The organism is Streptomyces mutabilis (genome assembly GCF_046628145.1).
Classification (GTDB): domain Bacteria; phylum Actinomycetota; class Actinomycetes; order Streptomycetales; family Streptomycetaceae; genus Streptomyces; species Streptomyces mutabilis.
This window is the reverse complement of sequence record NZ_CP176874.1, coordinates 146605-159740: the sequence shown is the minus strand read 5'-3', so window position 1 is coordinate 159740 and position 13136 is coordinate 146605. Positions and strand designations below refer to the sequence as shown.

The 13136-nt window shown below is 69.0% G+C and carries 18 protein-coding genes and 3 pseudogenes; 11 read left to right on the top strand and 10 right to left on the bottom strand.

What is annotated here, in order from left to right:
• Window positions 1–119: 119 nt before the first annotated feature.
• Window positions 120–551, bottom strand: coding sequence for a hypothetical protein (locus ACLIN4_RS00775; protein WP_411576815.1), 432 nt, complete (start codon window positions 549–551; stop codon window positions 120–122).
• A 225-nt stretch (window positions 552–776) separates the two neighbouring features.
• On the opposite strand from ACLIN4_RS00775, the gene ACLIN4_RS00770 reads away from it, so the two are divergent.
• Window positions 777–1304, top strand: a complete 528-nt coding sequence (locus ACLIN4_RS00770; RefSeq protein ID WP_107478079.1) for a DUF6584 family protein — start codon at window positions 777–779, stop codon at window positions 1302–1304.
• Window positions 1305–1770: 466 nt separating this feature from the next.
• On the opposite strand, the gene ACLIN4_RS00765 is transcribed toward ACLIN4_RS00770, so the two are convergent.
• Window positions 1771–2685 carry an NmrA/HSCARG family protein gene (locus tag ACLIN4_RS00765; protein WP_107478078.1) on the bottom strand — a complete coding sequence of 305 codons (915 nt, stop codon included), beginning with the start codon at window positions 2683–2685 and terminating at the stop codon, window positions 1771–1773.
• Window positions 2686–2785: 100 nt separating this feature from the next.
• Between ACLIN4_RS00765 and ACLIN4_RS00760 the strand changes: the two genes are divergently transcribed.
• Window positions 2786–3427 carry a TetR/AcrR family transcriptional regulator gene (locus ACLIN4_RS00760; protein ID WP_289909270.1) on the top strand — a complete coding sequence of 214 codons (642 nt, stop codon included), beginning with the start codon at window positions 2786–2788 and terminating at the stop codon, window positions 3425–3427.
• Here the strand turns inward: ACLIN4_RS00760 and ACLIN4_RS00755 are convergent, their stop codons facing one another.
• The 3 genes and pseudogenes from ACLIN4_RS00755 to ACLIN4_RS00745 form a co-directional block, all read right to left on the bottom strand.
• Window positions 3428–3859 (bottom strand): histidine phosphatase family protein, encoded by a 432-nt coding sequence (locus ACLIN4_RS00755; protein ID WP_306416643.1) that lies wholly within the window; start codon window positions 3857–3859, stop codon window positions 3428–3430.
• A 17-nt stretch (window positions 3860–3876) separates the two neighbouring features.
• Window positions 3877–4079 (bottom strand): annotated as a pseudogene (locus ACLIN4_RS00750) (transcriptional regulator); the annotation flags it as partial.
• A 29-nt stretch (window positions 4080–4108) separates the two neighbouring features.
• Window positions 4109–4798, bottom strand: coding sequence for a cysteine hydrolase family protein (locus tag ACLIN4_RS00745; RefSeq protein WP_411575371.1), 690 nt, complete (start codon window positions 4796–4798; stop codon window positions 4109–4111).
• A 55-nt stretch (window positions 4799–4853) separates the two neighbouring features.
• Here ACLIN4_RS00745 and ACLIN4_RS00740 point away from each other — a divergent pair, with 55 nt between their 5' ends.
• From ACLIN4_RS00740 to ACLIN4_RS00720, 5 genes and pseudogenes are all read left to right on the top strand, one after another.
• Window positions 4854–5366 carry a PadR family transcriptional regulator gene (locus tag ACLIN4_RS00740; protein WP_107478076.1) on the top strand — a complete coding sequence of 171 codons (513 nt, stop codon included), beginning with the start codon at window positions 4854–4856 and terminating at the stop codon, window positions 5364–5366.
• Window positions 5367–5421: 55 nt separating this feature from the next.
• Window positions 5422–6138, top strand: a pseudogene (locus ACLIN4_RS00735) (helix-turn-helix domain-containing protein); the annotation flags it as partial.
• A 3-nt stretch (window positions 6139–6141) separates the two neighbouring features.
• A pseudogene (locus ACLIN4_RS00730) lies at window positions 6142–6337 on the top strand (oxidoreductase); the annotation flags it as partial.
• A 45-nt stretch (window positions 6338–6382) separates the two neighbouring features.
• Window positions 6383–6958: a hypothetical protein gene (locus ACLIN4_RS00725; protein WP_107478074.1), complete on the top strand. Its 576-nt coding sequence runs from the start codon at window positions 6383–6385 to the stop codon at window positions 6956–6958.
• Window positions 6959–7066: 108 nt separating this feature from the next.
• Complete coding sequence (locus tag ACLIN4_RS00720) at window positions 7067–7213, top strand: DUF1737 domain-containing protein (RefSeq protein ID WP_257101636.1); 147 nt, start codon at window positions 7067–7069, stop codon at window positions 7211–7213.
• Here the strand turns inward: ACLIN4_RS00720 and ACLIN4_RS00715 are convergent.
• Window positions 7173–7472 carry a transposase gene (locus ACLIN4_RS00715; RefSeq protein ID WP_354671090.1) on the bottom strand — a complete coding sequence of 100 codons (300 nt, stop codon included), beginning with the start codon at window positions 7470–7472 and terminating at the stop codon, window positions 7173–7175. The two genes, ACLIN4_RS00720 and ACLIN4_RS00715, sit on opposite strands and share 41 nt — an antisense overlap.
• Before the next feature lie 73 nt (window positions 7473–7545).
• Between ACLIN4_RS00715 and ACLIN4_RS00710 the strand changes: the two genes are divergently transcribed.
• Window positions 7546–7728 carry a hypothetical protein gene (locus ACLIN4_RS00710; protein WP_107478073.1) on the top strand — a complete coding sequence of 61 codons (183 nt, stop codon included), beginning with the start codon at window positions 7546–7548 and terminating at the stop codon, window positions 7726–7728.
• A gap of 47 nt (window positions 7729–7775) precedes the next feature.
• Entirely contained in the window at window positions 7776–8633 is an 858-nt protein-coding gene (locus ACLIN4_RS00705; protein WP_411575370.1) for a maleylpyruvate isomerase family mycothiol-dependent enzyme, read from the top strand.
• A 108-nt stretch (window positions 8634–8741) separates the two neighbouring features.
• Here ACLIN4_RS00705 and ACLIN4_RS00700 read toward each other — a convergent pair whose 3' ends face one another.
• Entirely contained in the window at window positions 8742–9038 is a 297-nt protein-coding gene (locus ACLIN4_RS00700) for a TetR family transcriptional regulator C-terminal domain-containing protein (RefSeq protein ID WP_411575369.1), read from the bottom strand.
• A 7-nt stretch (window positions 9039–9045) separates the two neighbouring features.
• Here ACLIN4_RS00700 and ACLIN4_RS00695 point away from each other — a divergent pair, with 7 nt between their 5' ends.
• Complete coding sequence (locus tag ACLIN4_RS00695; protein ID WP_388170931.1) at window positions 9046–9222, top strand: SDR family oxidoreductase; 177 nt, start codon at window positions 9046–9048, stop codon at window positions 9220–9222.
• Window positions 9223–9374: 152 nt separating this feature from the next.
• Here ACLIN4_RS00695 and ACLIN4_RS00690 read toward each other — a convergent pair whose 3' ends face one another.
• On the bottom strand, window positions 9375–10019 hold the full coding sequence (locus tag ACLIN4_RS00690) for a response regulator (protein WP_107480486.1): 645 nt from the start codon (window positions 10017–10019) through the stop codon (window positions 9375–9377).
• Window positions 10020–10030: 11 nt separating this feature from the next.
• Entirely contained in the window at window positions 10031–11275 is a 1245-nt protein-coding gene (locus tag ACLIN4_RS00685) for a sensor histidine kinase (RefSeq protein ID WP_257101956.1), read from the bottom strand.
• A gap of 185 nt (window positions 11276–11460) precedes the next feature.
• On the opposite strand from ACLIN4_RS00685, the gene ACLIN4_RS00680 reads away from it, so the two are divergent.
• Complete coding sequence (locus ACLIN4_RS00680; protein WP_107480484.1) at window positions 11461–12345, top strand: SDR family NAD(P)-dependent oxidoreductase; 885 nt, start codon at window positions 11461–11463, stop codon at window positions 12343–12345.
• Between the two features lie 90 nt (window positions 12346–12435).
• On the opposite strand, the gene ACLIN4_RS00675 is transcribed toward ACLIN4_RS00680, so the two are convergent.
• Window positions 12436–12576 (bottom strand): hypothetical protein, encoded by a 141-nt coding sequence (locus tag ACLIN4_RS00675; protein WP_289909266.1) that lies wholly within the window; start codon window positions 12574–12576, stop codon window positions 12436–12438.
• Between the last annotated feature and the right edge of the window lie 560 nt (window positions 12577–13136).

The following is a 13136-nucleotide window of genomic DNA, read 5'->3' as shown; positions in this document are numbered from 1 at the left end:
AGGCGGAGCATCGGTTTCAGAGCCGGTGCAAGCCCGCACCCTACAGCGCAGAATCCTTCATGGCCTCGGCCCGACCGTCGGCGCTGAACACCCTGCGCAGGAACTCCGTCATGCCGCAGTCAAAACGCGTCCAGGTGTCGTCGCCGTGGCTGAACACTACTGCCGGGCCAGTCCTCGGGTTCGCCGTGGGTAAGCCAGCAGTACAAATCAGCACTGCTACTTGCTCCCCAGGTCACCAGCTCCTCGGCTGCTGCATCGATGTCGGTGGGTTCGGTGTCCGTCCAGGTAGCTCGGGCGTCCGTCGTGAACCCCATGCCGCCTAGCGGGGCACCCGGTTCGTCACAGGTCTCAGCATTCACAGTCGAAGGAACCAGCACGCTGAGATCCAGATCCGACAGGCCATCACCATAGAGGTCAAGGAACCCCTTGAAGTCCGAAGGGGACACCAACTCCCAGGACTCCTGCACGGCCTCCCAGCCGACCGTCATCCCCGCTCCGGCCGATGGCGGCAATAGGCCGACCAGAGCAGGGAGGCCACCTTGGGCAGTCATGCCCGCGCTCCATCACTCTCGTCTATCGCGCTGACCTGCGCTGACACCCGGTGCGTCAACCGCGAGCGACACCTTATCCCTGCCAAATGAGACGACTTCTAAGGGCTGTCCCGCAACTGGCGATATCCGTCTCAGTGAGGTTCAGCCGATGCCGTCAACAGCGAGCGAGTGCTGAGCGGCGAAACCAGGTCGACGTAGGTCAGTGCGGTGCCCGATCATGCGTCCATGCCCCTGAGAGAGACCCTTGCCCGAGTCGATGCAGACCTGGCCGCCGGCCGGGTTCCCGTCGCGCGTCAGCGCCTGCGCGGTCTCATCTCGTCCTTCCCGCACAACCTGACACTCCGCCGTCGTCTGGCCGAGGTGTACCGGCTCTACGGCGACGCCGCCGAGGCTGGGCGCTGGATGTACCTCGAAGAGGACCGGGACGCCGACGAGACCGCTGCCTTCGAGGCGCGGTACGGGTCTCCCGGGTGGCGGATGAAGGCTCTCGCATGGCCGGGCCCCGAGGCGAAGGCCGCCACCGCTTTCGCGGAGAGGCGGCTGCTCGCGGTGCGGACCGCCTGCGCCGAGGAGTTGGGACACCCCGTCGACTGGGACAATCCCGCCTCCTACCTGGACGACCTGGAAGGGGAGTACGAGGTGCCCTCCGGGCCGTGGACGGTCGGCGGTGTGCTGGCGGGCGCCGGCTGCATGGTGACGACCCTTGCGTTCCTCGCGATCTGGGTAAATGGACTCGTTGCCCTCTTCGACTGACTCAGGTCACCGGGTTTGTGAGGAGCGCTGCTCAAGGTTCGGGGAGACCGTCCAGACTGCCGTGAACGGGACGGTGACGGGTTATGGCCTTTCAACGAGTGCGTGTACTACTCCCAGTGGCTGGAGTAGTACAACTACGCCCATGACAGACAGCCGGTGGACCACCGGGTCATTGGCCTGGTTATGAGTCGGGGGATCTGACGAAATCGTGGGTGATCGCTTCTGGAGCCGCATCTGCCGCCGCAGGGTGTCCGGGGAGGACGTTGGTGTGATCACCGCGTGGTGTTGAACGGGTCGGTGGTCGGTCGTCACCGTTGCCGGAGTGAAGAACGGCAGGCCGGTCAACGGGTGCCCGGCGAATTCGGCAACCCCCGCGGCGGGGATGCGCCGGGGCAGGGCACTCCGATTTCTCGCCCCCAGTCCCGCCCCGACGGGCGCTGCCGAGCGTCACAGCGCCGGATACGCCCTAGCCGGACACGGGTGTCAGCTGTTCATCCGCCCACTCGGCGAAGCTGGTGACCGGGATGCCCAGCTCCCGGGCAAACTCGGGCCGGGCGGGCTGGAGCACCGCGTTGTTCCACTCGTGTCCGGCTCCCCACGTCGGCATGCCCGCGTGGAGGGCCTCTTCCAGGCTCATGGAGGGCGCGGTCACGGGCACGCCCCAGGCGGCGGACAAGGTCTGCGCGATCTGCTCCATCGTGCGGAGGTCACCGGCCAGCTCCAGTTCCACCTGGTGGAACCGGTCAGGGTCTCGAAGGGCGTGCGCCGCAGCCGTACCGATGTCCCGCACGGCCACCAGGGCGAGTTCGGTCTCCGGCTTCAGTACCGTCAGCAGTCCGCCGCGCGGCCCCTTGGGTGCCAGCAGGGGAAGGTTCTCCATGAAGAATGCGGGCTTGATCACCGTCCAGCGGGCAAAGCCCGCACCTCGCACCGCCTCAATGATTGCCTGCTTGGTGTGGAAGTAGTCCGCCATCGCCGCCCAGCGGCCCTCGGCCCAGCCGTCGACCCGGGTGTGCTCACCGACTCCGCTGGTCGAGGACTGCACGAACTGCCGTACTCCCGCGGTCTTCGCCGCGTCCACCAGGTTGGTGGCTTGGGCGAGCTCGCCGGAGAAGTCCACGCTGGTCTCGGTCATGGGCGGCCTCTGCACGGAGAACACCGCGCGGACTCCTTCGACCGCTGGGCCGAGGGAGTCCAGGTCGGAGAGATCCGCCTGCACCAGCTCGGCGCCCAGCGCCTCGATCGCTTGGGCGGACTTCGACCGCGGATCGCGTACGAGTGCACGTACGGGCACCTCGGCGGCCAGGAGAGCGCGGGCCGTGGCGCCGCCTTGCTGGCCGGTGGCTCCGGTGACCAGGACGGTACCGCTGTTGATGGACATGGTGCTGCTCCTCACGGACTGGAGAACGAAAACGGCGGGGCCCGCCGTTTATCCTGCCGCTAAGATATGGCGGGGCCCGCCGTTTAGCAATGAGGAGATCATGACCGGTCAGCGCTCGGACGCCCGACGCAACTACCAGCGCATCCTCGCCGTCGCCGAAGCCGAGGTCGCCGTGCATGGCGCAGAGGCATCCCTAGAGCAGATCGCCCGCACCGCAGGCGTCGGTTCGGCGACCGTGCGCCGTCACTTTCCCACCCGCCGTGCCCTGCTCGAAGCTGTCTTTCAGGAGCGCATCGAGGGCCTGTGCGAGCGCGCCCACCGGCTGAGTACGTCCGAGGACGGCCGCACTGCCCTCTTGGAGTGGCTCCGCGCCCTCGTTCTCTACGCCGTCTCAGCCCGCGGATTCGCCAACACCCTCAGCTACGAGCCCCCCGCCGAACAACCCTCCCCGCACTCCTGCGGCGACAGAATCGCAGCGGCAGGAACTCCCCTGCTCCAGCAGGCCATTCGCGACAAGGCGGTCGCGCCGCACGTCACCTTTCACGACCTGCTGACCCTCGCCGTCGGCATTGCCCTGGCCACCGAGCACCACAAGGACCCCGAGACCCAGGCTGACCGCCTGTTCCGCCTCGCTGTGGAAGGACTCAGCCCCGAGCACGGCATCGCTGCGGTGGTGACAGAAGATCTGCCGAACAGGCGGTGTGACAATCCTCTGAGTCTCTCGGAGACTTTCAACGGGTGATCAACGACCGGTCGGTGAGGGCCGCCTCGTAGACCTGGTGTGCGTGCGGGCCGTCGGGTACCGGTCCCACGCGGGCGAGGATCGAGTCGGCGGGGAGTGGTCGTTCATGTGTGCCTCCTTCCATCCGCGTCGTCCAGCGAGGTCAGGTGGGCGGTGTCGCCCCAGACGGCCAGACGGCCTAGACGCAGCCGGTCGCCGTCGCCGTTCCAGCGCGACACCGAGGCGGTACGGGACCGGTGGCAGTTCCTCGGGCGCGGCGGCGCCGATTCCGGCGAGGACGTGGCGCAGGGCGATGATCACCCCGTCGTGCGCGACGACCAGGACCCGCCGCCCGGGCCCGGCCCGCCCGAGGTCGTGGATGAACTGGCCGACGCGTACGACGACGTCGGTGAAGGCCTCCCCGCCCGGCGGCCGGTAGCACCACTCGCCGATCAGCTCCCTGCGGCCTGCCTCCTGCGGCGCCGTGCCCTGGGGCGCGCTGCAGCCAGTCCGAGCAGATACGTCTGCCGACGTGGTCGAGTTGCAGAACGCGCGCGAGTGACGTGAGGACCTGGGGGATTCTTGTCGCGGCCACGGGCGACTTCCTCACGGTGCAGACGGGGCACCCGCCGGTTACCCCGGGCGGGAGCCCCGCCCGCTGCGGGGTGACCAGCGTACGCCGGGCCCGAAGTCAGTGCCGCATCAGGCAACGTTCGCCCTGTCCCCGTCCTCCGGTGCTGGGGTGGTTGCGATCAGTCGGTTCGTGATCTCCTCGGCGGTCAGCACCAGTGCGAAGCCTTTGCGCAGGACGGCGAGTTCTGGTTCCTGGCGGGACTCGTCGTCGGTGGCCGTGGTGTCGGATCCGAAGACGACCTTGTAGCCGCGTTCGTATGCCTGCCGGGCCGTGGTGCCGCAGCAGTAGTTGGTGAGGATGCCTGTGACGATGACCGTGTCGCGGCCGAGGTTGCGCAGCATTGTGTCGAGCGGTGTGTCGTAGAACGCGCCGTAGGAGGGCTTGCGGATCAGGGCCTCGTCGGGGCGGCGGCCCATCGGGGCCCATACCTCGGCGGGGCCTGGGCGGCGCCAGTCGGTGTCGGCATGCGGGAGGAAGGGCAGGGCGCGCGGCCGGTCCAGTCCGAGATGGGTGTCGTCGAAGATGGTCCAGATCACCGGGATCGAGGCGGCTCGGCAGTCCTCGACCAGTTGCCGCAGCCGGGGAGCCATCCGGGTGGCCGCGGGCACCCAGTAGGGGCTCCACCCGGGTCGGGCGAATTCGTCCTGCATGTCGATGACCAGCAGCGCCGTGCGCTCGGGCCGTACGTCGAACGATGCCCGGCCGTGCTCGTAGGCGTCCCGCGCTCGCGCGGTCACCCATTCCTCGGTATACGCCACCCCTACCTCCTATGTCGATTCGAGGTACCTCGTTTCGACGTGCGAGAGTAGCAGCATGCTGGAACTCGCGATCCTGGGATTCCTGGCCGAGGGGCCACTGCACGGCTATCAACTACGGCGCCGGATAGCGCAGTTGTCCGGCCATGCCCGTCCGGTCAGCGACGGCAGCCTCTATCCGGCGATCAACCGCCTGGTCAAGGCCGGGCTGCTCGACCGCAGAGCCGAGCCAGGCGCCTCGGCCGTCCAGCGACACACCCTGAGCCTGACCTCCGCCGGCCGCGCCGAGCTGCTGCGTCGGCTGCGGGACGCCGACGGCCTGGACATCAGCGACAGCACCCGGTACTTCACGGTCCTGGCCTTTCTCTCCCAGCTTCCCGAACTCGCCGACCAGCACGCGGTACTTCGCCGGCGACTGGATTTCCTGGAACAGCCCGCAAGCTTCTTCCGCGATGGCGACCGTCTCCTGGGCGCCGAGGACACCGACGACCCCTACCGCCGCGGCATGCTCACCATCGCCCGCGCCACCAGCCGCGCGGAACGGTCGTGGCTACGGGAACTGCTGGCCTGACGCCGGCACGGCGGGCCCTCACCCAGATGCTCCCTCTGCCCGCGAGACTGTGCGGGTGGCAGAACCATTACGCGTCCGAGAGATCGATGACCATGAGGGGCGGCGCCTGCTGCGAATCATCCGCAGGGGCACCCGATCGGTGGTGACCTGGCGGCGGGCCCAGATGGTCCTGCTCTCAGCTCAGGGCGTGCTCGCGACGTGGCGCCGAGGTGACGTTCACCAGCGACGACCGGGTGCGGGATGTGATCCATAACTTCAACGCCGAAGGCTTCGACTTTCTTTACCCGAAGTACAAGGGCGGCCGACCGAAGACCTTCACACTGCCCGAACGCCGTGAAATCAAGAAGATCGCGAAATCCAGGCCGACCGAGCACGACCTGCCGTTTTCGACCTGGAGCTTGAGCAAGCTGGCCGACTTCCTGGTCGCCGAGGGGGTGGTCGACGACATCAGCCACGAGGGCCTGCGCATCATGCTCCGCGAGGAGGGCGTCTCCCTTCAACGCCGGAAGACCTGGAAGACCTCCCGAGACCCGACTACGCGGCCGAGAAGGCCCGCGTTGAGCATCTCTACGCGATCGCGGACGGCGAGGTCATACCCGAGGACGGCGAACCCGAAGCCGTCCTCTGCATGGACGAGTCCGGCCCGCTCAACCTTATGCCCCATACGGGTCGGCAGTGGGGCGAACGCGGCGGCAAGCACAAGGATCCCGGTCGTGAACCGCGCCGCAGGCGACGGGTCACCTACAACCGTTACGGCGCGGTCCGACACCTGTTGGTGAATCCGCGCGCGCTGCCGCTCGACGCTTTCGCCACCGAGGTCATGGACCTGCTCGCACAGGAGCCCACCCCTCGGGAAGTCCCGGTGAAGGGGGGGCCTCATGCACCGCTGGGCCGAGCGTGACGGCACCTACGACGACCTTGTCGCCCAGCGCTCCCGGGCTCTGGCCATACTTCCGGGCCGCGACGGATGAGCTCGTGTGCGAGGCGCTGTCGGTGGGTGACTCTACTGTTGCCTCATGGGGAACTATTTCCAGACCGTCGTCGACCTGGACGCCACACATGCGGACGCCCGCACCCTTGCAGACAGCGGACTCGACTGGCTGGTCGGGGAGGGGATAGTCCGGGCCGAGCTCACCGACTGTGTTCTCGGGGCTCCGTCGGGGCATCCGCCCGGTCCCTCCTGGGCCAAGGCGGTCGGACAGGAGGACTGGGAGCCCAGCGACGGACTCAGGATCGAGACCAACCGCACCGTGTTCAACTGCGGTCAGGGCGAACCCCGGTTCGCGGTGTGCCCCCATTGCGCCGGGCGGGCGGACTTCTTCACCGACCGGCTGGAGGAGATCGAAGGTGCGTGGGAACCCTTCGGTGAGGCCATCAACGCCTGGAGCGACACGGGCAGCGCGGCAGTCACCTGCCCGCATTGTCGGTGCACTGGTGACCTGACCGCGTGGACCTGGTCGGATGACTACTTCGCCTTCGGGTATGTCGGTTTCGAGTTCTGGGACTGGCCCGACTTCAGCCCCGGGTTCCTCGAAGGTCTCTCCCGCGCGCTCGGGGGGCATCGCACGGTTCTCATGGCAGGCAAACTCTGAGGGAATCGGAGTTCGTACCTCCCCTCCCCACGTAGTTTTGAGCGGCGGCCGTGCCTGCGATCCTTGATCATGAGCACACCACCAGACGGCTTGCCCGTCTACTGAGTCCTGACCGGTCCGGACGACGTCACGTTCTGCCGGCGAGTGAGCGAGATCTTGAATCTTGGCTACGAACTGCACGGAGGTCCCGCCGTCACCTTCAACGGTGAGAGCGTCATAGTCGCCCAGGCGCTTGTCTGGTCGTCGCGACCGTAGGCCGCTCACCTGGGCGGAGACGGACGGCGGCACAGGCGGTCGTTGTCGCAGCTCTCGTCGGACGGCAGAGCCCGGCCCAAACCCGATCCTCGTCCCGCCGGGTGAGCCGGCGGCAGGCGGTGGGCGACGCCGGGCCGGACACCGGCGGCAGTCGCCGCCAGGTGCAGCCCGAAGCCACCACGTGGATGATCGCGTCCAAGGCTTCGCGGTCACCCGCATGGCGTCGGCCACCGTCCTGTGGACGTGTCACCTGGGGCATGGGGCCTACGCGCTCTCCGTACACGCCGGCCCCGACGCTGCGCCCGGCATGGCGTCGGGGGAAGGGGGACTCGATGAGGACCCTGTCCGCGATCACTCACATCATTGCGTTCGTCTGCGTCTTCTTCGGGGCGATGCCCCTGCTGACCGCGCTCGCCCAGTTCCTTCTCGTCGGCTTCCAGCGATGCCGCGGCTTCTGTCGTCGTTCCGCCCTGGGGCAGCGCCACCGCGGGATCGCGGTCACCGAGCCGCGGTAGCGGGATATTCGCTGGCGAAACGGCCGTCCGGTTGGCAGGCTCGAGCCATGAACGCCCAGCTCGCAGAGGTGCCGGGCCATTCCTGGCTCGGCGCTCCGATCGACGCCCGCTCTCTGTTCGCCCCGGAGCAGGACGCGCTGATGGCAACGCTGCGCCGCCTGGCGCCGGCCGACTGGGACAAGGAGGCGGTCCCGGGATGGACGGTCCGGGATCTTGCCGCGCACCTTCTGGGCGACTTCTATGGGCGTCTCGCTCGGGATAGCGACGGCTACCAGGGAGGCCCTGGTTTCGCGCGGGGCGAGAGGCTGGAGACGTTCATCCACCGCATCAACCAGGAATGGGTCGACGCCTGCCGCCGGGTGAGCGTGACGGCGCTCATCGACACCCTGGACCTGATCGGCGGGCAGGTGGCCTCGTTCTTCGAAGCCGCTGACCTCGACTCGCCGTCGCTGGGGGTGTCCTGGGCCGGGATCGATCCGGCGCCGATGTGGCTGGACAGCGCCCGCGACTTCACCGAGTTCTGGACCCACCGCCAGCAGATCCGCCATGCCGTCGGCCAGGGTACCGATCACGATCCGCGATACCTGTCCGTCGTCCTGGACACCTTCATGCGGGCCCTGCCCCACACGCTGCGCGAGGTGACGGCGTCGGTCGGTGCGCGGGTCCAGGTGCGGGTCGACGGACCGGCCGGCGGCACCTGGACGGTGACGGCCACCGAGGACCGCTGGTCGCTCGACGAGCCGGACGCCGATGGCCCTGCCGCGCGCGTCCGCCTGGACGCGGAAACAGCCTGGCGCCTGTGCACCCGCGGCATCCAGCCGGACGCCGCCGTGGCTCGCGCCCGTATCGACGGAGACCGTGAACTGGCCGAGGCAGCCTGCCAGGTCGTGTCCATCGTCTACTGACGCCGACCGGTTCGCGGCGGTCAGCGGAAACACGGCCGGGGGCCACCCGCGCGTCGCCCGCGCCATCGGCGTGCGGACAGGGCCGGTCCGCGTTGCGGCGAGCTTCGGTCAGGCCCGCAACCCGTCCACCGCGGTGTCGATCGCCGACAGGGCCGCGGTCCGGTCGAGCCCCGCCCTCGAGACGAGCGAGAGACCCTGGACCAGATAGAGGAGCATGTGCGCCTGGGCCTCGGGCGGGGCCTTGTCCGTGACCTCTCCGGTGGCCTGAGCGCGCTCCAGTGCGGCGGTGACGACGATGTCGGTGAACCGGGAGTACGAGCGGGCGACGATCTCCGTGGCTTCGGTGTCCTGGGGGACCAGTTCGACGGTCGTGTTGCCGACCAGGCAGCCCTGCGGCACACCCACGTCGGAGATGAATTCGTCCAGCCGCGCGGGATGCGTCAGGATCTCGCGCAGCGCGGACAGGAGCGGGCTGGTGTCGAGCGTGGAGTTGGCGAAGGCGGCGGTCTATCTCGCCTCGGACGAATCCGCCTACACCGCGGGAACCGTGCTACGCGTCGACGGGGGCATCGGGCAACTCGCCTACTAGGGGCCCCTCTTCCCGTGTAGCTCGCGCCGAGCGGGAACGCTTGACCGGCCACCCTCATTGCCGCGATGCAGATGCGCAGATCGATCCGCCTCCAGCGTGAGAACCGCGCGAGCCTGGAAGGAGGGAGCCCCGGGTCCGTCACGGGCGACGGGCTACTCGCGCAGGTCTCGGGCGATCATGGCCGCTTGGACGCGGTTGGTGACGTTCAACTCGGTGAAGATGCGGCTGACGTACGCCTTCACGGTGGACTCGCGCAGGCCGAGCAGGGCGGCGATGTCGGCGTTGGTCAGCCCTTCGGCGAGTGCGTCGAGAACTTGGCGGTCGCGTGGGGTGAGGTGGGCGGCGGCAGTGCGGGCGGCGCGCGTGCGGGAGGCCTCCGCGCGGTGGAAGCGGCTGATGACGGTGCGGGTGGCGGAGGGGGAGAGCATGCCGCCGCCGTCGGCGACGACACGTACCGCGCGCAGGATGTCGTCCGGAGGCGTGTCCTTGAGCAGGAAGCCCGCGGCTCCCGCTTCGAGTGCTCCGTATACGTACTCGTCCAGGTCGAAGGTGGTCAGTACGGCTACCGACGGCGGGTGCGGCAGGGCACGCAGCGCACTCGTCGCGGCTATGCCGTCCATGACGGGCATCCGGATGTCGACCAGCGCGACGTCCGTACGGCGATGCCGCGCGAGTTCCACGGCCTCGCGCCCGTGTGCGGCCTGGCCGACCAGTTCCAGGCCGTCGTCGGTTGCCACGAGGTCGGCGAGCCCCGATCGTACGAACGGGTCGTCGTCGACGATCAGGACCCGGATCATGTCCACCGCGTTCACCGTGCCGCCGCTCCCGCCGTGGTCTCGTCGGCCGGCTTCTCGGGTGTGCGCAGGCTGAGGGGAAGCACGGCGTGCAGGAGAAAGCGGTCCGTCCCGGCCCGGCATGCCGTGAACGCGCCGTTCAGGGCGGCCACCCGCTCGGCGACGCCCACCAGCCCGTAGCCGCTGCCGGCCGTCCTTCGCGCCCCGGGCCCTGCCGGGGCCGTAGGACAGGTGTTCTCGGCCCGGACCTCCACTTGGGAGCGTTCGACAGCGACCGAGAGGTCCACCGGTTGGCCCGGGGCGTGTTTACGGGCGTTGGTGAGGGCTTCCTGGACGATCCGGTGCATCGCGAACCGTATCGCTGCCGGAAGCGCGGCCAGGTCCTCGGGGCCGGGGAGGTCGCCGCGGACCCGGGTGCCGGCTCTCCGGGCCTGCGCGATCAGTGCGGAGAGATCGTCAGCCGCAGCGGGGGTCAGCGGCGCCGGCCCCTCCTGGTCGCGCAGGGCACCCAGCACCGACCGCAGGTCGTCCAGTGCTTGCGCGCTGGTGTCGCGGAGCAGACGGAGTCGCTCCTGCACAGGCTCGGGCACCTCTGCTGCGCGCCGCTGGAGCACCCCGGAGTGCAGGACGATCAGGCTGAGGCGGTGGGCGAGCACATCGTGCATCTCCCGTGCGATATGGGAGCGTTCGGCCAGCCGTACCCGGTCATCGCGCAGCTGGTTCGCGGCTGCCAGGTCGTCGAGGCGGCGGGCGAGAAGCCGGTTGACGTCTTGTTGGCTGCGGAAGGCCAGGCCGAACGCGAGCGGAACGAGTACGGACGAGCACGGCATGAAGGTGAGCAACGGCATGTTCAGTAACTCCCGCACCGGCGTGAAGAGCAAGGGCACAACTGCCGCACCCGTCAGGGCCAGCGCGAGCGGGGCCGGACGCCGCACCGTCAGGTTGTAGAGGGCGACCAGGGCCGGCCACATCTGGCTCTCCAGCAGGAACCCGGCCGTGGCGACGACCGCGACCGCCACCGGCATCCTGCGGCACAGCAGCAGGGAGGCACACAGCAGGGCCGCCACGACCACGTCGGCTCCCCGGCCCGTGACGATCCCGGCATCCAGGGTCAGTGCGTCGCGTAGCGACAGGTACGCCACGGACGCGAAGCCGGCCGCCAGCAGCAGCCGCATCTGACCGCGGCGCAGCTCCCGGCCGTTCCATCGCCAACCGTTCACGCGCCGCTGCGCGGGCGCGCTCATCACCGTGGTCGCCATGGGCACATCGTAGGCACCTGGGCTCGTGCGCACAGTCGACGAAAGTCGGTCCATCCGAGCCGCACCACGGCCGTTCGTCGGTCCCGACCGACCGACCTTCCCCAGGTGTGCGAGGACCCCGGACGCCGCAGAGTGCAGTCAGCAGTCAGCAGTCGGCATCACAGTCAAGCCCTGGGAGGGCAATCATGAAGCGCAGAACCGTCTTGGGCAGCACGGCCGCAGCGATGACGGGGATCGCGTTCGGTACCGGCGAGGTCAAGTCCGCTCCGAACCGCTCGGGCAGGCCCGGCGCGTACGCGGACAAGACGGTCCTGATCACGGGCGCCACCTCGGGCATCGGCCGGGCCGCGGCCGTCGCCTTCGCCGGGCAAGGCGCGAAGGTCGGCTTCTGCGGACGCCGGGAGCGACTGGGCATGCAGACGGAACGGGAGATCCGCCGGGCAGGCGGAGAAGCGACGTACATCAGAGCCGATGTGCGCCGCCCGGATCAGGTGCGGTCCTTCGTGGACCGGGTGGTCGAGACGTACGGAGGGCTGGACGTCGCCCTCAACAACGCCGGAATCCAAAAGCCCTTCACTGACCTGCACGAGGTAACGGTCGAGGAATGGGACGACGTCGTCAGCACCAACACGCGTGGGGTCTTCCTGGCCCTGAAGTACGAGATCCCCCACATGCGCAGGCTCGGCGGCGGCGTCATCCTGGTGACCGGCTCCACCAACCAGTGGGCCACGCGCACCGGCCTGGGCTCCTACACGGCGTCCAAGAACGGCCTGACGGGACTGGTCCAGGCCGCTGCACTGGAGAACGCCGGACACGGCATCCGTGTAGTCGCCCTGTCACCCGGGATGACCGACACCCCGATGCTCGACGTGCACCGGCCGGCCGGGCTCTCCGACGCGCAGTGGGACCAGATGAAGGCCCAGTTCGCACAGGAGGGGGTCCCCGCGTTCCGTCGGATGGCCGGACCCGAGGAAATGGCGGCGGCAGCGCTCGCCCTCGCTTCGTCCAGCTTCAGCTTCCAGACGGGTTCCTGCGTCCCGGTGGACGGCGGTCAACTCGCCGCACTGTGACACGAGCGCTCGGCCGACGCGGCATGAGGTAATCGGCCGGCTCCGCCCGGCGCCAGCGCACACGGGGCACCGGGCGGAGCACCCGACCCTCTACGCGCGCGCCACGCGCACCTCGACAGCGGTGCGGGTGCCCCAGTCGCCGATCCGCCGGCAGGTCGCCATGGCGTACAGGTACAGGGGGCGAAGCACGATCAGCCGCCACAGTCCGGCAGCGGGGGAGAGGACGAACATGAGGACTTGATGAGTCCGTCCTGTTCTCGGGGAGTGATCTCATGATCCGTCATGCGGCGACCAAAGTCTCCCAATCGGCAGACGGTAACCAAGGTTTATGTTGATCCGGCTCGTAGGGCGATCGCACCGACGAGTGGGCCCTACCGCGCCCAGTCATGCGTCGTTGGTCACGGGGCCACAGGGGCGGCTTGGTGGAGGGGATAGCACACCGGCCGCTCCGCCACTCCACCGTCTGCTTCTGCCGGCACGCCGTTTGGGGACGCGCACGGACCGTGCTCCTACGACGCGCGAAGACCGCATCCACCAACGTCGGGGGCAAGGTCGCGGAACGTGTCCTGCGTCGTGCCAGAGGTCCGGGACGGGCTGGTCGTTCGGTTCGCGACCGTGGGACCGTAGGCTGCTCCGGTCCGGCGAGCCGCCCGCTGAAAGGAAACCGTTCTACCGTGTTCCAGGAGACCCCCGTCTACGACCGCCTCGTCGCCGAACGCGGCGATGTCCCCGTCCAGGTCCGCGGCGAAGCCGACCGCATACATCGAGAACTCGCACACGCCCTGCACCGG